This window comes from Shinella sp. GW821-FHT10F02 (assembly GCF_058809275.1).
Window position 1 is genome coordinate 133,303 of sequence record NZ_JBXASL010000004.1, and the last position, 23,031, is coordinate 156,333.

General features: G+C 63.8%; 23 protein-coding genes and 1 tRNA gene. 12 read left to right on the forward strand and 12 right to left on the reverse strand.

The window, feature by feature from the left end:
- Positions 1-3 precede the first annotated feature (3 nt).
- Entirely contained in the window at positions 4-990 is a 987-nt protein-coding gene (gene rhaS / locus AC1RWL_RS13775) for a rhamnose ABC transporter substrate-binding protein (RefSeq protein WP_493095003.1), read from the reverse strand.
- Positions 991-1,026: 36 nt separating this feature from the next.
- Positions 1,027-1,839: a DeoR/GlpR family DNA-binding transcription regulator gene (locus AC1RWL_RS13780; RefSeq protein ID WP_256120770.1), complete on the reverse strand. Its 813-nt coding sequence runs from the start codon at positions 1,837-1,839 to the stop codon at positions 1,027-1,029.
- A gap of 221 nt (positions 1,840-2,060) precedes the next feature.
- Here AC1RWL_RS13780 and AC1RWL_RS13785 point away from each other — a divergent pair, with 221 nt between their 5' ends.
- From AC1RWL_RS13785 to AC1RWL_RS13795, 3 genes are all read left to right on the forward strand, one after another.
- Positions 2,061-4,154, forward strand: coding sequence for a bifunctional rhamnulose-1-phosphate aldolase/short-chain dehydrogenase (locus tag AC1RWL_RS13785; RefSeq protein WP_493095004.1), 2,094 nt, complete (start codon positions 2,061-2,063; stop codon positions 4,152-4,154).
- Between the two features lie 12 nt (positions 4,155-4,166).
- Positions 4,167-5,456 carry an L-rhamnose catabolism isomerase gene (gene rhaI / locus AC1RWL_RS13790; protein ID WP_493095005.1) on the forward strand — a complete coding sequence of 430 codons (1,290 nt, stop codon included), beginning with the start codon at positions 4,167-4,169 and terminating at the stop codon, positions 5,454-5,456.
- 94 nt (positions 5,457-5,550) lie between these two features.
- Positions 5,551-5,805, forward strand: a complete 255-nt coding sequence (locus tag AC1RWL_RS13795; RefSeq protein WP_256120773.1) for a GlsB/YeaQ/YmgE family stress response membrane protein — start codon at positions 5,551-5,553, stop codon at positions 5,803-5,805.
- Positions 5,806-5,860: 55 nt separating this feature from the next.
- Here the strand turns inward: AC1RWL_RS13795 and AC1RWL_RS13800 are convergent, their stop codons facing one another.
- Together AC1RWL_RS13800 and AC1RWL_RS13805 are read right to left on the reverse strand one after the other, a co-directional pair.
- A complete protein-coding gene (locus tag AC1RWL_RS13800) occupies positions 5,861-6,892 on the reverse strand; it encodes a hydroxyacid dehydrogenase (protein ID WP_493095006.1) in 1,032 nt (343 codons plus the stop codon).
- A 29-nt stretch (positions 6,893-6,921) separates the two neighbouring features.
- On the reverse strand, positions 6,922-7,200 hold the full coding sequence (locus AC1RWL_RS13805) for a hypothetical protein (protein ID WP_493095007.1): 279 nt from the start codon (positions 7,198-7,200) through the stop codon (positions 6,922-6,924).
- Positions 7,201-7,310: 110 nt separating this feature from the next.
- Between AC1RWL_RS13805 and AC1RWL_RS13810 the strand changes: the two genes are divergently transcribed.
- Genes AC1RWL_RS13810 through AC1RWL_RS13820 form a run of 3 tightly spaced genes read left to right on the forward strand, consistent with a single transcriptional unit; the run spans position 7,311 to position 10,101 of the window.
- Positions 7,311-7,937: a ribonuclease D gene (locus tag AC1RWL_RS13810; RefSeq protein ID WP_493095008.1), complete on the forward strand. Its 627-nt coding sequence runs from the start codon at positions 7,311-7,313 to the stop codon at positions 7,935-7,937.
- 8 nt (positions 7,938-7,945) lie between these two features.
- The gene (locus AC1RWL_RS13815; RefSeq protein ID WP_493095009.1) at positions 7,946-8,812 is read left to right on the forward strand and encodes a DUF817 domain-containing protein; all 867 of its coding nucleotides are present in this window, start codon (positions 7,946-7,948) and stop codon (positions 8,810-8,812) included.
- Positions 8,813-8,862: 50 nt separating this feature from the next.
- Positions 8,863-10,101 (forward strand): hypothetical protein, encoded by a 1,239-nt coding sequence (locus tag AC1RWL_RS13820; RefSeq protein ID WP_493095010.1) that lies wholly within the window; start codon positions 8,863-8,865, stop codon positions 10,099-10,101.
- Positions 10,102-10,104: 3 nt separating this feature from the next.
- Here the strand turns inward: AC1RWL_RS13820 and AC1RWL_RS13825 are convergent, their stop codons facing one another.
- Both AC1RWL_RS13825 and AC1RWL_RS13830 read right to left on the reverse strand, forming a co-directional pair.
- Positions 10,105-10,440, reverse strand: a complete 336-nt coding sequence (locus tag AC1RWL_RS13825; protein ID WP_256117800.1) for a DUF6665 family protein — start codon at positions 10,438-10,440, stop codon at positions 10,105-10,107.
- 58 nt (positions 10,441-10,498) lie between these two features.
- The gene (locus AC1RWL_RS13830) at positions 10,499-11,881 is read right to left on the reverse strand and encodes a nicotinate phosphoribosyltransferase (protein ID WP_493095011.1); all 1,383 of its coding nucleotides are present in this window, start codon (positions 11,879-11,881) and stop codon (positions 10,499-10,501) included.
- Between the two features lie 410 nt (positions 11,882-12,291).
- On the opposite strand from AC1RWL_RS13830, the gene AC1RWL_RS13835 reads away from it, so the two are divergent.
- Positions 12,292-13,866, forward strand: coding sequence for a hypothetical protein (locus AC1RWL_RS13835; protein ID WP_493095014.1), 1,575 nt, complete (start codon positions 12,292-12,294; stop codon positions 13,864-13,866).
- Between the two features lie 59 nt (positions 13,867-13,925).
- Here AC1RWL_RS13835 and rpsA read toward each other — a convergent pair whose 3' ends face one another.
- From rpsA to aroA, 3 genes are all read right to left on the reverse strand, one after another.
- On the reverse strand, positions 13,926-15,632 hold the full coding sequence (rpsA, locus tag AC1RWL_RS13840; RefSeq protein WP_256117804.1) for a 30S ribosomal protein S1: 1,707 nt from the start codon (positions 15,630-15,632) through the stop codon (positions 13,926-13,928).
- 115 nt (positions 15,633-15,747) lie between these two features.
- The gene (cmk, locus tag AC1RWL_RS13845) at positions 15,748-16,377 is read right to left on the reverse strand and encodes a (d)CMP kinase (RefSeq protein ID WP_493095015.1); all 630 of its coding nucleotides are present in this window, start codon (positions 16,375-16,377) and stop codon (positions 15,748-15,750) included.
- A gap of 116 nt (positions 16,378-16,493) precedes the next feature.
- Entirely contained in the window at positions 16,494-17,849 is a 1,356-nt protein-coding gene (gene aroA, locus AC1RWL_RS13850; RefSeq protein WP_493095016.1) for a 3-phosphoshikimate 1-carboxyvinyltransferase, read from the reverse strand.
- 258 nt (positions 17,850-18,107) lie between these two features.
- Between aroA and AC1RWL_RS13855 the strand changes: the two genes are divergently transcribed.
- Entirely contained in the window at positions 18,108-18,494 is a 387-nt protein-coding gene (locus tag AC1RWL_RS13855; RefSeq protein ID WP_256117808.1) for a TIGR02300 family protein, read from the forward strand.
- Positions 18,495-18,640: 146 nt separating this feature from the next.
- Positions 18,641-18,716 (forward strand) — tRNA-Ala (locus tag AC1RWL_RS13860).
- A gap of 39 nt (positions 18,717-18,755) precedes the next feature.
- Here the strand turns inward: AC1RWL_RS13860 and AC1RWL_RS13865 are convergent.
- Entirely contained in the window at positions 18,756-19,022 is a 267-nt protein-coding gene (locus tag AC1RWL_RS13865; RefSeq protein WP_413818659.1) for a DUF2934 domain-containing protein, read from the reverse strand.
- A 173-nt stretch (positions 19,023-19,195) separates the two neighbouring features.
- On the opposite strand from AC1RWL_RS13865, the gene AC1RWL_RS13870 reads away from it, so the two are divergent.
- The gene (locus AC1RWL_RS13870; RefSeq protein WP_493095017.1) at positions 19,196-20,371 is read left to right on the forward strand and encodes a TMEM43 family protein; all 1,176 of its coding nucleotides are present in this window, start codon (positions 19,196-19,198) and stop codon (positions 20,369-20,371) included.
- Positions 20,372-20,406: 35 nt separating this feature from the next.
- Positions 20,407-21,198 carry a YdcF family protein gene (locus tag AC1RWL_RS13875; protein ID WP_493095018.1) on the forward strand — a complete coding sequence of 264 codons (792 nt, stop codon included), beginning with the start codon at positions 20,407-20,409 and terminating at the stop codon, positions 21,196-21,198.
- A 3-nt stretch (positions 21,199-21,201) separates the two neighbouring features.
- On the opposite strand, the gene AC1RWL_RS13880 is transcribed toward AC1RWL_RS13875, so the two are convergent.
- The gene (locus tag AC1RWL_RS13880) at positions 21,202-21,675 is read right to left on the reverse strand and encodes a hypothetical protein (protein WP_493095019.1); all 474 of its coding nucleotides are present in this window, start codon (positions 21,673-21,675) and stop codon (positions 21,202-21,204) included.
- 157 nt (positions 21,676-21,832) lie between these two features.
- Here AC1RWL_RS13880 and AC1RWL_RS13885 point away from each other — a divergent pair, with 157 nt between their 5' ends.
- A complete protein-coding gene (locus AC1RWL_RS13885) occupies positions 21,833-22,468 on the forward strand; it encodes a trimeric intracellular cation channel family protein (protein ID WP_493095020.1) in 636 nt (211 codons plus the stop codon).
- Positions 22,469-22,483: 15 nt separating this feature from the next.
- On the opposite strand, the gene irrA is transcribed toward AC1RWL_RS13885, so the two are convergent.
- Positions 22,484-22,903: an iron response transcriptional regulator IrrA gene (irrA, locus tag AC1RWL_RS13890; protein ID WP_256117815.1), complete on the reverse strand. Its 420-nt coding sequence runs from the start codon at positions 22,901-22,903 to the stop codon at positions 22,484-22,486.
- Positions 22,904-23,031: the final 128 nt, after the last annotated feature.

Genomic DNA, 23,031 nt, shown 5'->3' on the forward strand with positions numbered 1-23,031 from the left:
AGATCAGAAGATCTTGGCGAACTCTTCGACGTTCTTGGCATCGTAGATGAACGGATCGGCCATGGCGCCTTCGTTCTTATCGTCGAGCTTGACGGTGCCCATGCGGCCCATCTTCAGTTCCGCGCCGGGCTTGGCTTCCGCGCCGCCGATCAGGTCATAGGCGATCATGGTGGCGGAGTAGCCGAGGTCGATCGGGTTCCAGATCGCGAAGGATTTGGAGGCGCCCGACTTCACATGGCCGGCCATTTCGGACGGCAGGCCGAGGCCCGTGACGTTGATCTGGCCGATCTTGCCGGCGTCGGTGACGGCCTGGGCGGCGGCGACGATGCCGACGGAGGTCGGCGCGATGATCGCCTTCAGGTTCGGATGCGACTGGATGAGGCCCTGCGTCTCGCGATAGGACTTGTCGGCAAGGTCGTCGCCATAGACGGTGGCAACCACGTTGATGCCCTTATAGTTGGGCAGAACCTTGGTCATCTCCTCGATCCAGACATTCTGGTTGGTCGAGGTGGCCGTGGCCGAGAGCACGGCGACGTCCCCGCCATCCGGCAGGTTATCGGCAGCGAGCTTGATGATCATGTTGCCGATCAGCGGGTTCGAGGACGGGTTGAGGTGCATCGAGCGACCTTCCGGCGCGACGCCCGAATCCCACGAGATGACCTTGATGCCGCGGTCCATGGCCTTCTTGAGGGCCGGCACCAGCGCATTCGTGTCGTTCGCCGAAACGGCAATAGCATCGACCTTCTGGGCGATCAGCGAGTTGATCACCTCGATCTGGCCTTCGGCGGTCGTCGTCGTCGGGCCGGTATAGATGACCTCGACATCGCCGAGTTCCTTGGCGGCCTCCTGCGCGCCCTTGTTGGCGGCCTCGAAGAAGCCGATGCCGAGCGCCTTGACGACGAGGGCGATCTTCTTGGTTTCCGCCTGCGCGCTGGCCATCATCGCGACCGAGACGGCCGCGGTCACAAGCAATGTCTTCAGAATTTTCACGACTGTTTCCTCCCAGTGAAAATCAACCCGCCGGCGTCATGCCGACGAGGGTGCATTCTGCGTTTTGGCGTCGGTCTGAACGTTTGCGACGATCAGGTTGACGCCGGCCTCCTCCAGCATCGCGGCATCCCTGTCCTCGATGCCCGAATCCGTGATGACGGTTGCGATGCGCTTCAGCCCGCAGAGAATGAGGCTGGAGCGCTTCTTGAACTTGGTGGAGTCGACCAGCACGATGAGTTCGTCGGCCTGGTCGATGAGCTTCTGTTCCGCTTGAATGAGCAGTGGATCGGCCTCCATCAGGCCGAGCGGCCCGAGGCCCTGCGCTCCCATGAACATGCGGCGCGCATAGAAATTGCGCGTCACGTCATTGTCGAAGGGGCTGAGCACGATGTTCTGCTCACGGTAGATCGTGCCACCGGAAAGCATGATCGTGTTCTTCGAATGCTTCAGCAGGTGTTCGGCGATGTTGAACGAGTTGGTGAAGACCTGCATGCGGCGGTTGGTCAGGAAATGCACCATCTGGAACGTCGTGGTGCCGCCGTTGATGATGATCGGGTCGCCATCCTCGCAGAGCCCAACCGCCTCCTTGGCGATCGCCTGTTTCTGGCGGGTGTTCAGTGTCTCGTTCACCGTGAAGGGCCGGCCGGCGAGGCCGACGAACTGCGGCGGATGGAGCGCCTCAGCGCCTCCGCGCACCCGGCGCAGCTTCTTCTGCACATGGAGTGCTGCGATATCGCGGCGGATCGTCGCCTCGGAACTGTCAGTCAGGTCCACCAGCTCGGGCACGGTGACGACCGGCTTTTCCTGAACGGCGGACAGAATGATCCGATGTCTTTCCTTTTCGTGCATGGTTCCTCCAGTGCTGGCAATGCTTCCATCAGGAACGCGCAATGTCAATCACAAGCAATCATATTTTTTCATTGTGCAGCGCAATATGACTGTTTTTGATCGTTTGTGATTGACATCCGCGAAGTTTCCATGAGATTTGAAAGCATGCCTTCAAGCGCGGCGATAGCCTTGCGAATGAGAAACATCGCCTTGCGCATGAGAAACACCGGGAGGAAATGCCGATGCTGGAGAAGAACCAGGGCGCACGCCTTGCAACCCTGTGGGATGACGCAAAGGCGTCGACGATGAGCGAGCCCGAGCGGCTGCTCTATCGTTCCAACCTGCTCGGCTCCGACAAGCGCATCACCAATTACGGCGGCGGCAACACCTCGGCGAAGGTCATCGAGAAGGACCCGCTCGGCGCGGGCGATGTCGAGGTTCTCTGGGTCAAGGGCTCGGGCGGTGATGTCGGAACGATCAAGATGGATGGTTTTGCCACGCTCTATATGGACAAGCTGAACGCGCTGAAGGGGCTCTATCGCGGCCTGGAGCATGAGGACGAGATGGTGGGCTACCTCCCCCACTGCACCTTCAACCTCAACCCGCGCGCCGCCTCGATCGACACGCCGCTGCATGCCTATGTGCCGAAGAAACATGTCGACCACATGCATCCGGACGCGATCATCGCCATTGCCGCCGCGAAGAACAGCCGCGAGCTGACGCAGCAGATTTTCGGCGACGATATCGGCTGGCTGCCCTGGAAGCGGCCGGGCTTTGAGCTGGGCCTGTGGCTCGAAAAGTTCTGCCTGGAAAACCCGACGGCACGCGGCCTCGTGCTCGAAAGCCACGGCCTCTTCACCTGGGGCGATACGGCGAAGGAATGCTACGAGACGACCATCGAGATCATCAACAAGGCGATCGCCTGGTTCGAGGACAACAACACGGCGCCGGCCTTTGGCGGCGCGGTGAAGCCGGTGCTGGCCGCTGCTGAGCGCCGTGCGGTTGCGGAAAAGCTGATGCCGGTCATCCGCGGCATGATCAGTGAAGACGAGAAGAAGGTCGGTCATTTCGACGATGGCGAGGCCGTGCTCGACTTCGTGACGTCGAGGAATCTGGCACCACTCGCGGCCCTCGGTACGAGCTGCCCGGACCATTTCCTGCGCACGAAAATCCGGCCGCTCGTCATTGATTTCGATCCGGCCAATCCGGATATCGACAAGACGCTCGCCGGCCTCGTCGATGCCGTCACCGCCTATCGGGCCGATTACGCCGCCTATTACGAGCGCTGCAAGCGGGATAACAGCCCGGCCATGCGCGATCCGAATGCCGTGGTCTATCTGGTGCCCGGCGTCGGCATGATCACCTTTGCCAAGGACAAGGCGACGGCGCGGATTTCCGGCGAATTCTATGTCAATGCCATCAATGTCATGCGCGGCGCTTCCGGCGTCTCCGACTATGTCGGCCTTCCGGAGCAGGAGGCCTTCGACATCGAATACTGGCTGCTGGAAGAGGCGAAACTCCAGCGCATGCCGAAGCCGAAGAGCCTCGCCGGCCGCATCGCGCTCGTCACCGGCGGCGCCGGCGGCATCGGCAAGGCAACGGCCAACCGGCTGATGGCCGAAGGCGCCTGCGTGGTGCTCGCCGATATCGACGAGACGGCGCTTGCCGCCGCGCAAAACGAGCTTGCCGGCCGCTACGGCAAGGATGTCGTGCGCTCGGTCGCGATGAACGTCACCGACGAGGCGCTGGTGGCGAAAAGCTTTGCCGACACGCTGGTCGAGTTCGGCGGCCTCGACATTCTCGTCTCCAATGCCGGCCTCGCCTCTTCCGCCGTCATCGAGGAAACGACGCTGGAGCTCTGGAACAAGAATATCAGCATTCTCGCCACCGGTTATTTCCTCGTCTCGCGCGAAGCCTTCCGCATCTTCCGCCGGCAGAAGGCTGGCGGCAACGTGGTCTTCGTCGCCTCGAAGAACGGCCTTGCCGCCTCCCCCGGCGCCTCGGCCTATTGCACGGCGAAGGCCGCCGAAATCCACCTCGCCCGCTGCCTTGCGCTTGAAGGCGCCTCCGAGCAGATCCGTGTCAATGTGGTGAACCCGGACGCTGTGTTGCGCGGCTCGAAAATCTGGACCGGCGAATGGAAGGAACAGCGCGCGGCGACCTACAAGACGGACGACCTGGAGGCGCATTATCGCGAGCGCTCCATGCTGAAAATGTCGGTCTATCCGGAGGATATCGCCGAGGCGATCTATTTCCTCGCGTCCGATATGTCGGCGAAATCGACCGGCAATATCGTCAATGTCGACGCGGGCAATGCCCAGTCCTTCACGCGCTGAGGAGATCGACCAATGACGATGATTTCCCAGGACGTGCTTTCGCGCGAGAACGACAGGCGTCTTGCCGATCTGAAGAGCGACTATCAGCATCTTGGCGCGCAGCTTGCCCGCCGTGGCGTCAATATCGATGCGGTGAAGCGCAAGGTCGCGGCCTATGCGGTGGCGGTGCCCTCCTGGGGCGTCGGCACCGGCGGCACGCGTTTTGCGCGTTTTCCCGGCGAGGGCGAGCCGCGCAACATCTTCGACAAGCTGGAGGATTGCGCGGTCATCCAGGAGCTGACCCGCGCGACGCCGACGGTCTCCTTACATATTCCGTGGGACAAGGTAGCGGACCTCAAGGAATTGAAGGAACGGGGCAATGCGCTCGGCCTCGGCTTCGACGCGATGAACTCCAACACCTTTTCCGATGCGCCGCAGCATGAGCATTCCTACAAGTTCGGTTCGCTCTCACACGCCAATGCCGCGACGCGCCAGCAGGCCGTCGAGCACAATCTGGAATGCATCGCCATCGGCAATGCGCTGGGCTCGAAGGCGCTGACGGTGTGGATCGGCGACGGCACGAACTTTCCAGGGCAGGCGAATTTCACGAAAAGCTTCGAGCGCTATCTCGATGCGATGAAGGCCATCTACAAAGAGCTGCCGGAGGACTGGCGGCTCTTTACCGAGCACAAGATGTACGAGCCGGCCTTCTATTCAACGGTGGTGCAGGACTGGGGTAGCAATTACCTGATCGCCCAGGAACTCGGCCCCAAGGCCTATTGCCTCGTCGACCTTGGCCATCATGCGCCGAACGTCAATATCGAGATGATCGTCGCCCGGCTCATCCAGTTCAGGAAACTCGGCGGCTTCCATTTCAACGATTCGAAATATGGCGACGACGATCTTGATACCGGCTCGATCGATCCCTACCGGCTCTTCCTCGTCTTCAACGAGCTGGTCGATGCGGAGGTGCGCCAGGCCGAAGGCTTTGCGCCGGCGCATATGCTCGACCAGAGCCACAACGTCACCGACCCGATCGAAAGCCTGATGCGCAGCGCCATGGAGGTCTGCCGCGCCTATGCGCAGGGGCTGATCGTCGATCGCGCGGCGCTCCTCGGTTATCAGGAGGGCAATGATGCGCTGATGGCCTCCGAGACGCTGAAGGCCGGTTTCCGCACCGATGTCGAGCCGATCCTTGCCATGGCAAGGCTGGAGTCCGGCGGCGCGATCGATCCGGTCGCGACCTACCGGGCGGCGGGCTACCGGGCGAAGGTCACCGGCGAGCGGCCGGCGGTGGCGAGCGGGGGCGGCGGCATCGTCTGAGCGGCTGAAGAGAAGTTTTCAAAGCCCCTTGCTTTCCGGAAAACGGCTGCCAGATTGAGCAGTGACAGAATGATGCTGTCAAAGGGAGCATTCCATGGGCATTGAAAGCATTCTTATTTTCCTCCTCATCGGCGCCATTGCGGGCTGGCTTGCGGGCCTGATCGTCTCGGGCTTCGGCTATGGCCTCATCGGCAATATCGTCGTCGGCATCGTCGGCGCCTTCATCGCCGGTTTCCTGTTTCCCCGGCTCGGCTTCTCCATTGGCGGCGGCATCCTCGCCGCGATCATCAACGCCACGATCGGCGCGGTGATCCTGCTCGTGCTCATCAAGGTTCTCAAGCGCGCCTGACCAAGGCGCAAGAATCCAAAAGGCCGTGGCGGGAAACCGCCACGGCCTTTTCGTTTCAGTTGACGCTCACCGGCTTCGAGCGCATGCGCGACACCGTCTCGCGCTCGGCGCGCTTGCAGCGCATCGGCGGCAGGCCGCGGTCCATCAGCGCCATATCCTCCAGCACCATGTCGCCCATCTTCTTGAAGGCGCTGTCGAGCGCGCCGGCACGGTGCGCCGAACGCACGAAGCCGGCAAGCGTTCGCACCGGATGGTCGAGCGGCAGCGGCTCCTCCGGATAGACGTCGCTTGCCGCAACGATATGGCCGGATGCGACGGCCGCCATCAGCGCCGGGAAATCGACCACGTCGGCGCGGCTGAGCAGGATGAAACCCGCGCCCCTGCGCATCGAGGCGAAGGCTTCGGCGCCGAGGAACCCCTTGTTCTCGCTTGTCACAGAAGCCACAACGAAGACGAAATCGCTCATCGCCAGCACTTCGGAAAGCGACGCCGGCTCGACGCCCGCCTCGCGCAGCATCGACGGCGGCAGCCAGGGATCGAAGACGCGGATTTTCGCGCGGAAGCCGGAAAGCAGGCGGTTCAGCGCGCGGCCGAGATCGCCGAAACCGACGATGCCGATTTCGGAGCCAGACAGAAGGCGTGCGGACTGGTTGCCCTCGCCGCCCCAGAGCTCTTTGCCCTCGCGGAAGGCGACGTCCGCATCGATCACGCCGCGCGCGATGTTCAAGGCCATGGCGAGGCCGAGTTCCGCGACCGGCTCGGCGAAGACCTGTCCCGTCGTCACGACGTGGATGCCGCGCGAAAACAGGATCTCGTAGGGCATGTTGTTGAGAAGGTTGCTCTCGACATTGAGGATGGCGCGCAGTTTCGGCATGCGCGCCAGCGTCTCGGCGGAGAGCGGCGGCTGGCCGAGGATGTAGCGCGCCTCGCCGAGCACGTCGTCGGAAAGTCCGGCGATGTTTTCCGGATCGGCCTCCACGATGCGGTAGGTGCTGCGCAGTTCGGCCGCGGCCTCCCGCGTGAAGATCAGATCAAGCGAGCGCGGCTCGGGCGCGCTGATCACCAGCGGCAGGGGGGCGTCGGTCATGGCTGCTCCGGAGAATGGATGGGGGAATGTTACCAGTCGAGGCCGCGCAGGTTGCGCTCGCGCGACAGCGGCATGCCGCTGCCCGTCGTGGTCACGCCGCTGCGCGTGCAGTCATAGACCGTGCGGCCCCAATGCTGCTGCGTGCTGTTTTCCGGCGGCGGAATGTAGCGCGGCGTGCAGTCCACCCGTTCCTCGGCTTCATGCTCCTGTGTCGTCACGACACCGGGCAGGTCATGAAAAACCTGTGCCTGCGCGGCGGCCGGGGCAAACAGGAGGGTCAGGGCGACAAGGGCCAATCGTATCGTCATCGTCTCTTCCGGCCGGCGGCCGGTCCTTCGTCTTCCACAAAGAAGTACCGCGAGCCGGAAACATGCGCTATAGGCCTCACGATAATCGTGCAGCTTAGATGGGGTTTTTCATGGCAAGTGCAATCCGCTATCACGAAGGCGACATTTCCGCGGCGGATGCGGCCCGCTACACCGGCGCCATCGCCATCGACACCGAGACGCTCGGCCTCATCCCGCGGCGCGACCGGCTCTGCGTGGTGCAGCTTTCGCCGGGCGACGGTACGGCGGATGTCATCCGCATCGCGGCCGGCCAGAAGGAAGCGCCAAACCTGACGGCCATGCTGGAAGATCCGGCGCGCCAGAAGATTTTCCACTACGGCCGCTTCGATATCGCCGTGCTGTTCCACACCTTCGGTATCACCACCACACCGGTGTTCTGCACCAAGATCGCCTCGCGGCTGACGCGCACCTATACCGACCGGCATGGCCTGAAGGACAATCTCAAGGAGATGCTCGAGGTCGACATTTCCAAGCACCAGCAGTCCTCCGACTGGGCGGCCGAAACGCTCTCGCCGGCGCAGCTCGAATATGCCGCCTCCGACGTGCTGCACCTGCATGCGCTGCGCGACAAGCTGAACGCCCGGTTGGTGCGCGACGGCCGGCTGGCCCATGCGGAAGCCTGTTTCGCCTTCCTGCCGACCCGCGCCAAGCTCGACCTCATCGGCTGGGAAGAGACCGACATTTTCGCGCATAGCTGAACCTTTTCGTGCAGGAGCAGCACCAGACCGGGCCGACGCTGGAGCCGCTGCGCCGCGTGATCCGCGGCCGGCTGGCGGCGCTGCCGCCGGGCATCGCCGAATTCGTGCTGTTCGGGCTGAAGCAGGCCTGGGCCTGCCTGTTCGGCGGGCTGATGCTCGCGCTGATCATCCTGACGAAACTCGTCTGGCAGCCGGACTGGCCGATCCATCGCTACGACGCACTGTTCGTGATGGCGCTCGCCATCCAGGTCACCTTCCTCAAGCTCAAGATGGAGAGCTTCGAGGAGGCGAAGGTCATTCTGATCTATCACCTCGTCGGCACGGCCATGGAGATCTTCAAGGTCCATATGGGCTCGTGGGTCTATCCGGAGGAGGCGCTCATCCGCATCGGCGGCGTGCCGCTGTTTTCCGGCTTCATGTATGCCTCGGTCGGCAGCTACATGGCGCGCGCCATCCGCATCTTCGACATGCGCTTCACCCACTATCCGCCCTTCTGGGCGACGGCGCCCCTGGCGATCGCCATCTACGTCAATTTCTACATGCACCATTTTTTCATCGACATCCGCGTGGTGCTCTTCGCGGCGACGGTGCTGCTGTTCTGGCGGGTGCGCATCTACTACACGGTCGAGCAGAAGCCGCGCTGGATGCCGCTCGTGCTCGCGGCTTTCTTCACCAGCATCTTTCTCTGGATCGCCGAAAACATCGGCACGGCGACGGGCGTCTGGCTCTATCCGGGCCAGAAGACGTGGCACATGGTGCCCTTTACCAAGCTCGGCTCGTGGTATCTGCTGCTCTATGTCAGCTTCGTGCTGGTCACGGTCGTCTGCCGACCGCAGCCGCCGGATACCCCCGAAATCCGACGGGCACAGGCTTAACGTTCGGTTAATCGCCTGCGGACTATTCTCCGGCAAGACTGGAGGTTGCCATGTTGACACCCCTGCAAAGCGCGCAGTCCACCGCCGCCGTCTCGGCGATGCAGTCGATCGTCGAGACGATCGAGGATCGGCGCCGCGAGGAAGCGGAAAAGACCAGCGGGCGCAAGACCGACGACGTCCTGCAGCCGGCGGCCCTGCGTTCGGATGACACCGCACGGCAGGCGAATGCCCGCATCAACGAACATTTCTTCGGCAGCAACGGCCGCGGCGAGGATACGCTCGCCAAGCTGATCTCCCGCTTCAGCGACGCGCTCGGCGTGACGCAGCAGGAGGGCGAAACGTCCCGCGCCTTCGCGCAGCGCCTTTCCGACATGCTGACGCTCGTCGACGGCATCGCGCTGCCGGCCAAGCGCAGCACCCTCAACGTGACGCTCGGCGGGCTCGGCACGACGCTGACCGCCGTGAAGCAGGCGATGGCCGGCCCCTCGGACGACCAGACCGCCAACCTCGTCGCCCGCCTCGCCTTCGCCTCCGGTGTGGAGCAGGGCGAGGAGGAAGCGGACGCCGATTTCGAAAAACGCCTTTCCAACATGCTGACGCGCCTGCGCAGCGAATTGCCGACGGACGTGGCGACGCTGGAAAGCAAATCCGGCCTTTCCGACCTCGGCCTCAAGGCGGCGGATCTCGTCGCGGCGATCCGCAGCCCCTACGGCGCGGAAGCGGAGCGCGTGAAGGAAGCGCTTGCCGAGAAGGCGCGCGACGAAAAGGCGCTGACGCCCGAGATGCGCAAGGTGCTCGCCCGTCTGGAAGACGCGGCCGACCCGAAGACCATCGAAGAGCTCAAGCTCGACCGCACAAAGCGCGACCCGACCCGCGTAGAGGATGCCGAGACCCGCGCCGAGCGCGAGGAAACGATCCAATCGCTGGAAGCCGGCGAGAAGCTCGAAGACGTGCAGAAACTGCAAGACGCCGTCGGCCGCGCCCATGAGGATGTGACGAAGGGCAAGACGGACGGCAAGGCACCGGACGACCCGGCAAAAGCCGCGGTCGACACGATCCAGCTGCTTGCAGCCGGTGCCGCGGCAACGGCACTTGCCGAGAAGACGCCGGCGAAATCCGACAAGGCCCCGACCGACGCCAAGGACATCACGGCGGAAACCGTTCGCGATCTCGATGCCGCAAGCGTGCGCGAGCAGGAGGAACGGGAAGAGGCCAAGAAGGAAATCTTCACGCTGCGCGTCGACGACAACGGCATCTACGACCTCATCACCCGCCAGCTCGTGGCCTGACGATCAGGGCTTGCGCCGCACGATGCCGAGCCGGGCGATGACTTCCGGCGGAATGGCGTAGCGGCGGACCGCATCCTTCTGGCTGCGCAGGCCGCACATTTCCCGCTGGATGAAGAAGGCCCAGACCTTGTCGGCGGCGTCGTTCAGGAGGTCCTCGCGTTCCAGCTCGGTGCAGCCGGCGGCGAGGCGCTCGGCAAGCAGCGCCAGCGCCTTCTCGACCTTCAGCCCATGCCGGCCGAGCGCGTCCGCCCGTTCCGACATCAGCTCGTATTCCAGGATGTTCAGCCCCGTGTCCTTGGTGAAGGAGGGGGCGAGCGCCTGCGGCGGGCGTACCGTCATCTCTCGTCTCCAGTCATCGAAGCCAAGATGGAGCGGCAAACGCCCGTCTGCAAGGGGATCAGGCGGCGCGGGCGCGCACCTCGTCGAAGGTCCAGTCGCGCAAAAGCTTGCCATCGCGCCAGACCGGCTGGAGCAGGTTTTCGCGGCCGACCAACTGGTCGACGCGCGCGGCTTCCAGGCCGCTTAAGCCCGTAACCACAGCCTGCCGGCCGGCCTTCGAGGCTTTCAGGTTCATCGTCGCCGGGCGCTTGTAGACGTCGTGCCAGGCGCCGGCCGTATCCTGCCGGGCATTGGCCTTCATGGCGAAGGAATAGGTGTCGCGGTTGACCTTCTGCAAAAGGCCCGCGCCCATGCCGAAGGCGATGTTTTCCGCGGAGAAGCCGAAGGCCTCCAGCCGGCCGAGGATGAGGCCGATATCCGCGGGCGAAATGCCATCGCCCTGGATGACGCGCACGCTGTCGTCGAGCACCTTGTAGCCCTTGGCATTCAGGTGCGTGCCGAAGGCATAGGCGAGCTGGCGCACGACCTGCACGGGCGTCTCCACCGGATCGCCGCTGTCGGGGCGCACGACCAGCGTGCCACCGGCTGTCTGCACCCGCTCCTTCAGTTGCTTGCCCCAGATTTCCGCGACGGCATTGTTGATGTCGTAGCTGTCGGAGACGACGGCATAGAGGCCCTTGGCCCCGAACTTGTCGATCATGTTGCCATAGGCTTCCGCCTCGTGTTCCTGGCCCCAGGAGGTCATGGTCGAGTGCTCGGAAGCCGGGATCGAGAAGCCGGCCATGTCCGCGCCATAGTAGCGGCGGGCGAAGAGCACGGCGCTCACCGTATCCGTGCCCATGAAGTTGACAAGATGCGCCGCACCGCCGATGCCCGCCTGCTCGAAGCTCGTCGTGCCGCGTGCGCCAAAATCGTGCAGGCGGAAGGGGAGGACGGCGGCCGGGTCGTCGCAGGTCTTTTCCAGCAGGGGCTGGATGATCTGCTTCACCTTGCGCGAATTGGAGGCGACCGTGCTCGGATACCAAATGGCGCGCAGAAGCGAGGTCTCGATATAGGAGGTCAGCCAGTAGCAGGCCGGATCGGTGTTCACCACCTGCACGACCGGAACGCCGCGGCGCACCATGGTGCCCTCCGGCAGCGCCTCGATCAGGAGCGGCAGGAAGCCGCCGTGCTTGTTGACGATATGCGCCCAGCCCTCGCGGTTGAACGGCAGGCCATGCGCCGTCACGATCCCTTCGGCCTCTTCGATATCCTGACGCGTGACCGGCTTCGACAGGTAGTCCTTGAGGAACATCTGGAGGCCGAAGAACAGCACTTCCGGCTGCTCGGAATGGCCGCGCGCCTCGACATAGGAGGAAATCGCGCGCGTTTCCGGCGGATACTGCAGGTAGTGGCTGAACTTGTAGCTGTCGGTGTTGAGGATGGGATTGGTGAGGTTCATCGAGGGGGTCTCCGCCGCATCCGCGGCCCGCAAAACACCGGCGGCCAACAGTGCCGAGAAGATTTACGCGAGCTGAGCATAAGGGGCAAGGCCCGTTTCGCGCGACAATTCGGGGTGAACAATGCTGCATGTGCGAAGCGTTTCGGCACGCGTTAGCAATTCGTTAACCATAAAATGCCAATTGTAATGGATAGGAAGTTGTTCGGAATATCGGGCTCGCCCGTCCGGCACAGTTGCAGCGGTTCAGTGTTTCGCCGGGTTACCCGTCGCCTCCGCAGAAATGCCCGGTTCGTCCGGGCCGAAGATCATCACCTCGCAGCGTCGCGCATGATGCGCCATCCGACGAACGATGGAACATTGGCAGGCTTTGCGATGCGGATAGCATCGGCCGGGAAGAACAGGAGGCGGGCATGCTGCCACGAGTGGCACCTACGACCGGGGCACTACAGCCCTCCCTCGCCCTTCAGGCCGGCACCCCCGTCGAGGCCGCCGTCAAGCCGCAGCTTTCCGCCACCGCCCTCGCCAACCTCCGCGCCGAGGTGCTGCTGCGCCTCATCGAGACCATGCTCAAGCACATGCCGCGCACGAGCGAGCCGAGCCCGAGCCGCGACCTGCTCGAGACGCTGCTTGCCGCGCTGAAGACCCTGCCCGGCCGTGAGGGCGAAGGCGGGCGCAAGCTTGCCGACCTTCTCGCCAAGCTGCCGCCAGAACTTCGCCCCGCCGTGGAAAAGCTGATCGGCACCGTGCTTTCCGCCATGCCGACGCGCAGCCTCGTCGAGGTGGTGCGCAACCCGAACGGACCGGAAGCGCAAAAGCTCGCCACCCTGCTGACGGCAAGCCTCGATGCCGACGATCTTCCCACCGCCGGCGCGGAACGCCAGCAGAAGCCGCTCGGTCTCACCGCCCAGCAGCTCGCCGCCGTCGGCCGCCATGGCCCGCAGCAGACCGCCCAGGCGACGCAGATCGCCGGCGATGCGCGCGCCCTCCAGACCGTGCTGAAGCGCATCTTCGATCTCGACAGCGGCAGCAAGCCGCGGACCGTGAGCACGGCGCGCGCGGTGGAGACGGAGCTGGCCCGCCCTGCCACCCTCGCCGGCGCGAACCGCCTGCCGGTTCAAGCAAATACGACAACGCGGACGGAGCTGCCCGTGCCGGCTCCCATCGCCAAGGTCGCCGACCGGCCGCCGGTGGAAGCGACCGAAGCGGTTACCCGCGACAACATCGACACGGAAGAAACGCAGAAAGCGGCCCCGGCCATGAAGCGGGACGAGATACCCGCCAAGGCGCAGACCGCCAATGCCGCCGGCCAGGCGCTCGCCCGCAGCGTGCCGCAAGCCGTGGCGCGCGACCTGCCGCAAGCACTCGTGATGCAGGCCGTCGCCCATCTCGTCGAAAACCTGTCGCCGGAAGAGGCGAAGTTCCTGCAGGCACTGCTGGAACAGCCCATCGATCCGCCGGAGGAGCAGAGCCAGAATCCCCTCAGCACCGAACTGCCGGAACAGGCCGCAGAACAGGCAGTCGAGACCGAAACGGTCGCCGATGGCGGCAAGATGCGCGCCGAGACCGCACAATCGACCCCGGCCCTGCCGCGCCAGACGGCAGAACTGGATGACGCCGTGCCGCTGCCGCAGCCGCGGGAAACCGTCCGGGCCGCCGTCGCGGTCGATACGACGCCCGAGAGGCTGCTTGCAGCAACGGTCTTGCCGCGCGAGGGCGTGCCGCTCGCCTTCGTGCCCTACCTGCCGGCGGAAGAGGATCTTGAATGGTTCGAAACCCGTGACACTGAGAAGGACGAAGAGCAGGCGGAGGGTGAAGGCGAAGGGGACGGCGAGAATGCGGATCCCAATGCCTCGGGCGACGAACCGGAAGAAGCCGCCCCGGAAACCACCGACATGGTGCGCCGGCGCGAGAAAACGGCGGAGATGGTCGGCGTCATCGAGCCGGGCCTCGTCTTCTACCAAAAACTCGGCGACTACTGGACCTGAACGAAAAAGCCCGCGGAGATCGCTCTCCGCGGGCTTCTTATTTTTCAGGCAAGCAAGGCTTACTCGGCGTTGTTGCGGTTCTTCAGAGCCGCGCCGAGGATGTCGCCGAGCGACGCGCCGGAGTCGGACGAACCGAACTGTGCGACGGCTTCCTTCTCTTCGGCGATTTCGAGCGCCTTGATCGAAAGCTGGATCTTGCGATCCTTCTTCGAGAAGTTCAGCACGCGGGCGTCGACGGTCTGGCCGACCGAGAAACGCTCCGGACGCTGTTCGTCACGGTCACGCGACAGGTCGTTGCGGCGGATGAACGAGGTGAGGTCTTCGTGGTTGACGAGACGCACTTCGATGCCGCCATCGTTGATCGCGATGACTTCAGCCGAAACGACGGCGTTCTTGCGCAGGTCGCCAGACGCAGCGGCGTCGCCGACCGAGTCCTTGCCGAGCTGCTTGATGCCGAGCGAGATGCGCTCCTTGTCGACGTCCACATCCAGAACGACAGCCTTGACGACGTCGCCCTTGTTGAACTCCTCGATGACCTGCTCGCCCGGACGGTTCCAGTCGAGGTCGGAGAGGTGCACCATGCCGTCCACGTCGCCGTCGAGGCCGATGAACAGGCCGAATTCGGTCTTGTTCTTGACTTCGCCTTCGACTTCCGTGCCAGCCGGGTGGCTGTGCGCGAAGGCCTGCCACGGGTTCTCGAGGGTCTGCTTGAGACCGAGCGAGATGCGGCGCTTCGTCGGGTCGACTTCGAGAACGACCACGTCGACTTCCTGGCTCGTGGACAGGATCTTGCCGGGGTGAACGTTCTTCTTGGTCCAGGACATTTCGGAGATGTGGATCAGGCCTTCGATGCCCGGCTCCAGCTCGACGAACGCACCGTAGTCGGTGATGTTCGTGACCGTACCGGAGATCTTCTTGCCCGTCGGGTACTTGGTGCCGATGCCATCCCACGGATCCGACTCGAGCTGCTTCATGCCGAGCGAGATGCGGTGGGTTTCCTGGTTGATGCGGATGATCTGAACCTTGACCTGCTGGCCAATGGACAGGATTTCCGACGGATGGTTGACGCGGCGCCAGGCCATGTCGGTGACGTGCAGCAGGCCGTCGATGCCGCCGAGGTCAACGAACGCACCGTAATCGGTGATGTTCTTGACGACGCCGTCAACAACCTGGCCTTCTTCGAGGTTCTGAACGATTTCAGAACGCTGCTCGGCACGCGATTCTTCGAGAACCGTACGGCGCGAAACGACGATGTTGCCGCGACGCTTGTCCATCTTGAGGATTTCGAAGGGCTGCGGGTTGTGCATGAGCGGCGTGACGTCGCGGATCGGACGGATGTCGACCTGCGAACGCGGCAGGAAGGCAACGGCGCCGTCGAGATCGACGGTGAAGCCACCCTTGACCTGGTTGAAGATGACGCCTTCGACGCGCTCGCCGGCTTCGAACTTGACTTCGAGCTTGGCCCAGCTCTCTTCGCGGCGAGCCTTTTCGCGCGAAAGAACAGCTTCGCCCAGCGCGTTTTCGATGCGCTCGACATAGACTTCGACTTCGTCGCCGACCTTCAGCGTGCCGTCCTTGGACTTGGCACCGAATTCCTTCAGCGGTACGCGACCTTCGACCTTGAGGCCGACGTCGACGATGGCGACGTCCTTCTCGATGGCCGTAACGATGCCCTTGGCGACATAGCCTTCGGCCAGGTCGTTAGACGCAAAGGATTCCTGCAGAAGGGCTGCGAAATCTTCGCGCGTGGGGTTTGCTTGAGACATGAAAACTCCTGGTGTGCCACTCGGACACGGGCGCCGGGGGTTAGCGTTGATGATAAACGGAGCTTTGTCCGCTGCCTCGTGAGGCAGCAAATCCGGCGCGGGGACAGGCTTCGTTCTAGTGCTTCAGAGCGGCGTCGATGATCGATTTAGCCGCCGAAAACGCCGCCTCTATACTCATTTCCGAGGTATCAAGCAAGTGCGCATCGTCGGCGGGGCGAAGCGGGCTGTCGGCGCGGCCCATGTCGCGCTCGTCGCGGCGGCGGATATCGTCGAGGATCGTGTCGAAATCAGCCACCCCGCCGCCCGCCACGATCTCGTCCAGCCGGCGCGTCGCGCGCACCTCCGGTGATGCCGTGACATAGAGTTTCACCGCCGCATCGGGGCAGACCACCGTGCCGATATCGCGACCATCGAGCACCGTGCCGGGCTCGCGCGCCGCAAAACCGCGCTGCGCCTCGACCAGCGCCCGGCGCACCGAGGGCATCACGGCGATCTTCGACGCCGCCTCGCCGATGTCGTGGGCGGACAGCACTGTGCGGTCGAGCCCGCCGAGATCGAGATTGCGCGCCACGCCGGCCGCCACCGCCTCGTCGTCGAGCGGCAGCCCGCGATCGATCAGCGCCTTCGCTGTCGCGCGATAGGTCAGGCCCGTATCGAGATGATGAAAGCCATAGTCCTCCGCAATGCGGCGCGACAGCGTACCCTTGCCGGCAGCGGCGGGACCATCGATGGCAATCGTTTTCATAGAACACCCATGTGTCACATGTTTTTCATGAAGGGTGTTAGCGGAAGACGAGGGGCGATGCCAAGAGGCAAGGTGCATGGCGTAAATTCATGAGCCGGCATCGCCACGCGCGAGCGTCAATCGTTCACCTCGATCTTCGCCCCAAGCCCCGCCATCAGGTCCATGAACTCCGGAAAGCTCGTCGCGATCATCGTGGCGTCGTCCACGGTCACGGGATGTTCCGAGACGAGGCCCATGACGAGGAAGCTCATGGCGATGCGGTGGTCGAGATGGGTGGCGACGGCCGCGCCCGAGGCATTACCGAGGCCCTTGCCATCCGGGCGGCCGCGCACGACGAGCGAGGATTCGCCCTCGTCGCAGTCCACGCCGTTGAGCTTGAGGCCGATCGCGACGGCGGAGAGGCGGTCGCTTTCCTTGACGCGCAGCTCTTCGAGGCCGTTCATCACGGTCGTGCCTTCGGCGAAGGCGGCGGCGACGGCGAGCACCGGATATTCGTCGATCATCGACGGGGCGCGGTCTTCCGGCACCGTCACGCCCTTGAGCTCGGAGGAGCGCACGCGCAGGTCCGCGACGTCTTCGCCGCCGGCAAGGCGCGCATTCAACACTTCAATATTGGCGCCCATTTCCTGCAAGGTGAGGATCAGGCCCGTGCGGGTCGGGTTCATCAGCACGTTGAGAATGGTGACATCCGAGCCCGGCACGAGCAGCGCCGCCACCAGCGGAAAAGCTGTCGAGGACGGATCGCCCGGCACGTCGATGACCTGGCCGGTGAGCTTGCCGCGACCTTCAAGCCGGATCGTGCGCACGCCGTCCGCATCCGTCTCGACGGTCAGGTTGGCGCCAAAACCCTGCAGCATCTTTTCGGTGTGGTCGCGGGTCATGATCGGCTCGATGACCGTCGTGATGCCCGGCGTGTTGAGGCCGGCGAGCAGCACGGCGGACTTCACCTGGGCGGAGGCCATCGGCACGCGGTAGGTGATCGGCGTCGGGGTCTTCGGGCCGTGCAGCGTCACCGGCAGGCGGTCGCCGTCGACGGACGTCACCTGAACGCCCATTTCGCGCAGCGGATTGAGCACGCGGCCCATCGGGCGCTTGGTCAGCGAGGCATCGCCGATGAAGGTGGACGAGAAATCGTAGACGCCGACGAGGCCCATGGTGAGGCGGCAGCCCGTGCCGGCATTGCCGAAATCGAGCGGCGCTTCCGGCGCCAGCAGCGCGCCGTTGCCGAGGCCGTTGATGATCCATGTATCGCCGTCCTTGCGGATCTTGGCGCCCATGGCCTGCATGGCCTTGCCGGTGTTGATGACGTCCTCGCCTTCGAGCAGGCCGGTGATGCGCGTCTCGCCGCTGGCAAGGCCGCCGAACATGAAGGAGCGGTGGGAAATCGACTTGTCGCCGGGGATGCGGACGGTCCCGGAAAGGCCTGAGGATTTGCGGGCGGTTGCGGGCCGGCTGCTTGCGCCGTGCGACATGGGCGTCTTCCTTATATACATCCACCGCTCCCCGGAGAGGATCGCCCGGGGAGAACGCGGGCTTGCTATCACAAACGATTTAAAGCGTCATCATCCCGCCGGAAAACATTCGTCCGGGAGCGGCGGCCGTTTTCTCCCGAAGTTTGGCTTTGACAGGATTGCCCAAGACGACTATGGGGACCGGCTAATCATTCTACCGTTCAACGCGCCGGCAACCCGGCCCCGCCGGAAACATACGGCACAGAGAAGGCTTCGACTGTGGCAAAAGCGGAACTCGGAACCAAACGCATCGATCCGGAAACGGGCAGGAAGTTCTACGACCTGAACCGCGATCCGATCGTCTCCCCCTACACGGGCAAGTCTTATCCCTTGTCCTATTTCGAGGAAACGGCTGCTGTCGCCGTTCTCGAAAAGGCTGAGGAAGAGGACGTCAACGAAGTCGATACGGAGAACACCGAAGTCGAACTCGTCTCGCTCGAGGATGCCGACGACGAAGCAGCGGCCGGCGACGACATCCCGGATCTCGGCGACGACGACGTCGAAATCGATGGCGACGAGGACGATACCTTCCTGGAACAGGAAGAAGACGACGATGACGACATGACCGGCCTGATCGGCGTCACCGGCGACGAAGACGAAGTTTAAGCTTTTGATTTTCCGGCCGGTTTCAAAAAAACCGGCCGGATGTCATTTTTCGGCTTGCCATCTCCGATCACCGGAAGTAATAAGCCGCACACCGAACGGACACACCGCTTCGGTTCCCGGAAAACCGGCCATGCCGGACCCGTTATGGGGCTATAGCTCAGCTGGGAGAGCGCTTGCATGGCATGCAAGAGGTCAGCGGTTCGATCCCGCTTAGCTCCACCAAACTTCCCTTGATCCATAAAAACTGAAATCGCCGGAACGCTACGGCTGTTCGCGTGTGCCTGGCACCTCGCGCTGGTCGGCGTCTTCGAGGTCGGTCTTCACGACGAAGGCGTCCGTGTGCTGGCGGGCGGCTTCTCGTACTGCGGCGAGGTTGGGGACGTCGTCGCCTTCGATTTCGCCGTCGCCCTGGTCGATTTCGCGGGCGGCCTGAAACCAGTGATCGTCGGGTTTGCCGTCAGGCTGGCCTTCCTGCTGCCAGAGTTCGTGGGCGCGTTTGCGGATTTTTTCTTCGCGGTCGTCGGTCATGGAGGTGCTCCCTTCGCATTTCAGCAATGAACGAAGGGCGCGGCGGGATGTTCCACGCCCTGCCCTTCGCCTCCGCCGGATTATGTCCCCGCTTGCGCAGGTAAGGAAGCGCGAATAAGCATGGGCTTTCGGGCGTCTCAGGGATTGGACGCACGCCTTGTCGGGGGACAAACATGAGCTTTACGGAAACGACGACCACTTCCTGGTTCTCCAGGCTGAAGGGCGCGCTGATCAAGATCGTGGTCGGCTTCATCCTTCTCATCGCCTGCATCTGGCTGCTGTTCTGGAACGAGGGCCGGTCGGTGAAGACCTACCGCGCACTCGTCGAGGGCGCGGGGCTCGTCGTGTCTGTCGACAATGGCAGCGTCGATCCGGCGAATGACGGAAAGCTCGTGCATATTTCCGGGCCGGTGAAGCCGGTCGGCGTGCCGGAGGACGACGTGCTCGGCATTTCGGCGGATGGCGCGGTCGGCGTCAATCGCATCGTCGAAATGTACCAGTGGATCGAGACCTCGAAGTCGGAGACGCGCAAGCAGCTTGGCGGCAGCGAGGAAACGGTCACCACCTATTCCTACCACAAGGAATGGAAGAGCAACGAGGTCAACTCCAACAACTTCCGCCAGTCGGGCCATGAAAATCCGCAGAAGCCCATCGACGATGCGAGCTTTCCGGTGAAATCCGCCACGATCGGCGCCTTCAGCGTGGATGGCCGCGCGGTCGCCCGCCTCGGCGACGAGCGCCCCGTGCCGCTGACCGCCATCGAGGCGAACCGGATGGGCGAGGCGGTGACGCTCGGCAAGCCGGTCTCCACGATTGCCGGCCAGGCCGTCTTCTCCTTCAACCCGGAGGACCCGCAGGTGGGCGATATCCGTATCCGCTTCGAGCGCTCGGACATTTCCGAAGCGAGCTTCGTCGGCGCGCAGCGCGGCAGCGGGCTGACGCCCTACAAGACGACGAACGGGCGCGACCTCTTCCTGAGCGACGCCGGTCTTCTCGATGCGCCCGCCATGTTCGATGCGGCGCAGAGCGAAAACACCATCATCACCTGGCTGGTGCGGGTCGGCGGCCTCGTCGGCATCTTCGTCGGCTTCGCCTTCATCCTGTCGATCCTCGGCGTGATCGCCGACGTGGTGCCCTTCATCGGCTCCATCGTGCGCTTCGGCACGACGGCGATCGCCCTCATCTTCACCCTGCTGATCGGCCCGGCCGTCATCGCCATTGCCTGGATCGCCTATCGCCCGTTCGTTGCCATTGCGGTTCTCGCCGCCGGCATTGCGATCGCGGCCGGCATCCTCTATCTGCGGCGCGGCAAGGCGGCGGCGACAACACCGGCTCTCGGGAGAGCGTGAAAGCGCCCGCACGACGACAACAGGGCGGGTGACACTTGACCTACTATGCCTCGAAGATCTTCTGGCTCGCGGCCCAGCCCTTGTCGCTTGCCCTCCTGCTGGTCGTGTTCGGCCTGCTGGCCGGGCTGATGCGCTGGAAGCGGCTGCGGACGACGGCAAATATTTTTGCTGCCCTCCTGCTCTTCGTCACGCTGTTCACCTCGACCGGCGCGGTCCTGCTGCAGGTGCTGGAAGACCGCATCCCGCGGGCGGAGCTACCGGCCGGCGGACCCGGCTGCGTCATCATGCTCGGCGGTGGCATCGAGGCGGAGGTGATTGCGGCGCGCGGCGGCTTCGAGATGAACCAGGCCGGCGATCGCTTCATCGAGACGCTGCGGCTGGCGCGGGAGTTTCCCGCGGCACGCATCCTGATTTCCGGCGGCGACGGCTCGTTCAGCGGCAACTATGAGGGCGATGCCGCGGTGGCGACACGCTTCTTCGAGGCTTTCGGGGTTCCTGCCGACCGGCTGATCCGCGAGACGGAATCGCGCACCACCTTCGAGAATGTCGAGAACACCAAGGCGCTATTGGCCGCAAACAGCCTCGACCGCTGCCTGCTGGTGACCTCTGCCTTCCACATGCCGCGCTCGGTCGGTCTGTTCCGCAAGCTCGACATCGACGTCTCGCCCTGGCCGACGGATTTCCGCACGACGGGCCAGGCCGGACTTACCTTCGATTTCAGCCAGCCTTCGACGAACAGCCAGTTGATGACGACGGCATTGCGCGAATGGACAGGCCTGCTCGCCTACTATCTCGCCGGCCGCACGCATGCTCTCTTTCCGCAATAGAAGCTATTTTTTCGAGATCGTGTCGAACTGGGCGCCGCGCACGCGGATCGTCATGATGCAATATTCGGAATCGTCGCGACCGCAGCTAGCGGCATTGGCCTTCAGTTCCAGCACCATGTTGCCGTAGCGCTTCTTCAGCTCGTAGCCGTAGAGATCGGCATTGGCGGCGAGGAAATAGCCGCCCTCGGCCACCTGGATGTAGAATTCATAGGGGCAGCCGACATTGCCGCACAGGCCGCCCGGCGTGCCGTCGCAATTGACCGCGCCGAGATTGACGATGGCGTCGGGAAGGCTGTCATTGTTGAAATCGATGGTTTCGGAAAAGTCCTCGCCGTAGATCGGCGTCTTGCAGCGCTTGGCGACCTCGGCCTGCGCCGTCGCGATGGCATCCGGCACGATTTCCGCCGCGCGGACCGGCAGGACGGTCGAAACGAGCGCTGCGCAGGCAAGCGCCAGGATTCTGATGCGGATGGCCATCTCTCAAACCTTTCCATGGCAGGCGATTCGGTCATTATGCGGACGGGCCGGCGCGCTGCCTGATTCTGCCCGGGTACACGGGCGCGCACTCTAACGCGGCAAAGCTGTCGCGAGGCTTGGCCCGAGAACGGGCCTGTGATGGAAGAGGACAACAAGCGTGCCGATCCTGGAACTGCTCGATTATACCGGTGTGGCGGTCTTCGCTGCCACCGGCGCGCTTTCGGCCTCGCGCAAGCAGCTCGACATCATCGGCTTCCTGTTCCTTGCGGCGGCAACCGGCATCGGCGGCGGCACGTTCCGTGACGTGATCCTCGGCGCAACGCCCGTCTTCTGGGTGGTGAACCCGACCTATCTCATCGTCTGCGTGGTGGTGGCGCTCGTCGTCTTCGTGCTCGCGCACCGCATCGAGTCGCGCTATCGCCTGCTGCTCTGGCTCGATGCGATGGGGGTCTCGGCCTATTGCGTCATGGGAGCGGCCAAGGGCCTTGCCGCGACGGGATCGCCGACGGTCGCGATCACCACCGGCGTGCTGACCGCAAGTTTCGGCGGCATCCTGCGGGACCTGCTAGCGGGCGAGCCTTCCGTGCTGCTGCGGCCGGAAGTCTATGTCACGGCGGCACTCATCGGCTCCGCTGCCTTCACGGCGGCGAGCGTTGCCGGCGTACCACTCTGGCTCGCCTCATCAATCGGAATCGGCGCGGCCTTCATCGTGCGCGGCGGGGCGTTGCGGTTCGGCTGGCGGTTTCCGGTCTACAGGCCGCGGCCGGGGCGGCATCCGGATGACGTGATGTGAGGGTTTAGAGTGCTCTCAAGGCTTGCGCGGGCGCAGGCGGATGATCACATCAACGTGAGCGATCTCCATGCCTTCCGGCGGCTCCGGCAAGTTGCCGATCGCGATATTGCTCACCGGAATGTCGAGAACGTGGTTTTCACCCTCGACGAAGAAATGGTGGTGGTCCGAGACGTTGGTGTCGAAGTAGGTCTTCGAGCTTTCGACCGCGAGAACCCGGATCAGGCCGGCCTCTGTGAACTGGTGCAGCGTGTTGTAGACGGTTGCGAGAGACACCGGAACGCCGGCAGTAACCGCTTCTTCGTGCAGTTCTTCCACCGTCAGGTGGCGGTCGCCTTTGGCGAACAGCAGGTCGGCGAGAGCCACGCGCTGGCGCGTCGGGCGCAGGCCGGAATGGCGCAGGCGCTCTTCGATGGGCAACTCGTGTGCATGCGTCATGGGCGACGGATCCGCTTGTCTGGCCTTGAACAACAATCTTGATATTTCGATATAACTTTAGCGCCGCCGGGATTCAATAGGATTACGGCGCTTGAAAGGCGCGCAACAGGCGGAAAAACCGGGGCCTT

Coding starts and splice junctions, on each gene's coding strand:
- AC1RWL_RS13780 (WP_256120770.1), bottom strand. CDS start 1,839: ATGCACGAAAAGGAAAGACATCGGATCATTCTGTCCGCCGTTCAGGAA.
- AC1RWL_RS13785 (WP_493095004.1), top strand. CDS start 2,061: ATGCTGGAGAAGAACCAGGGCGCACGCCTTGCAACCCTGTGGGATGAC.
- rhaI (WP_493095005.1), top strand. CDS start 4,167: ATGACGATGATTTCCCAGGACGTGCTTTCGCGCGAGAACGACAGGCGT.
- AC1RWL_RS13795 (WP_256120773.1), top strand. CDS start 5,551: ATGGGCATTGAAAGCATTCTTATTTTCCTCCTCATCGGCGCCATTGCG.
- AC1RWL_RS13800 (WP_493095006.1), bottom strand. CDS start 6,892: ATGACCGACGCCCCCCTGCCGCTGGTGATCAGCGCGCCCGAGCCGCGC.
- AC1RWL_RS13805 (WP_493095007.1), bottom strand. CDS start 7,200: ATGACGATACGATTGGCCCTTGTCGCCCTGACCCTCCTGTTTGCCCCG.
- AC1RWL_RS13810 (WP_493095008.1), top strand. CDS start 7,311: ATGGCAAGTGCAATCCGCTATCACGAAGGCGACATTTCCGCGGCGGAT.
- AC1RWL_RS13820 (WP_493095010.1), top strand. CDS start 8,863: ATGTTGACACCCCTGCAAAGCGCGCAGTCCACCGCCGCCGTCTCGGCG.
- AC1RWL_RS13825 (WP_256117800.1), bottom strand. CDS start 10,440: ATGACGGTACGCCCGCCGCAGGCGCTCGCCCCCTCCTTCACCAAGGAC.
- AC1RWL_RS13830 (WP_493095011.1), bottom strand. CDS start 11,881: ATGAACCTCACCAATCCCATCCTCAACACCGACAGCTACAAGTTCAGC.
- AC1RWL_RS13835 (WP_493095014.1), top strand. CDS start 12,292: ATGCTGCCACGAGTGGCACCTACGACCGGGGCACTACAGCCCTCCCTC.
- rpsA (WP_256117804.1), bottom strand. CDS start 15,632: ATGTCTCAAGCAAACCCCACGCGCGAAGATTTCGCAGCCCTTCTGCAG.
- cmk (WP_493095015.1), bottom strand. CDS start 16,377: ATGAAAACGATTGCCATCGATGGTCCCGCCGCTGCCGGCAAGGGTACG.
- aroA (WP_493095016.1), bottom strand. CDS start 17,849: ATGTCGCACGGCGCAAGCAGCCGGCCCGCAACCGCCCGCAAATCCTCA.
- AC1RWL_RS13865 (WP_413818659.1), bottom strand. CDS start 19,022: ATGACCGACGACCGCGAAGAAAAAATCCGCAAACGCGCCCACGAACTC.
- AC1RWL_RS13870 (WP_493095017.1), top strand. CDS start 19,196: ATGAGCTTTACGGAAACGACGACCACTTCCTGGTTCTCCAGGCTGAAG.
- AC1RWL_RS13880 (WP_493095019.1), bottom strand. CDS start 21,675: ATGGCCATCCGCATCAGAATCCTGGCGCTTGCCTGCGCAGCGCTCGTT.
- irrA (WP_256117815.1), bottom strand. CDS start 22,903: ATGACGCATGCACACGAGTTGCCCATCGAAGAGCGCCTGCGCCATTCC.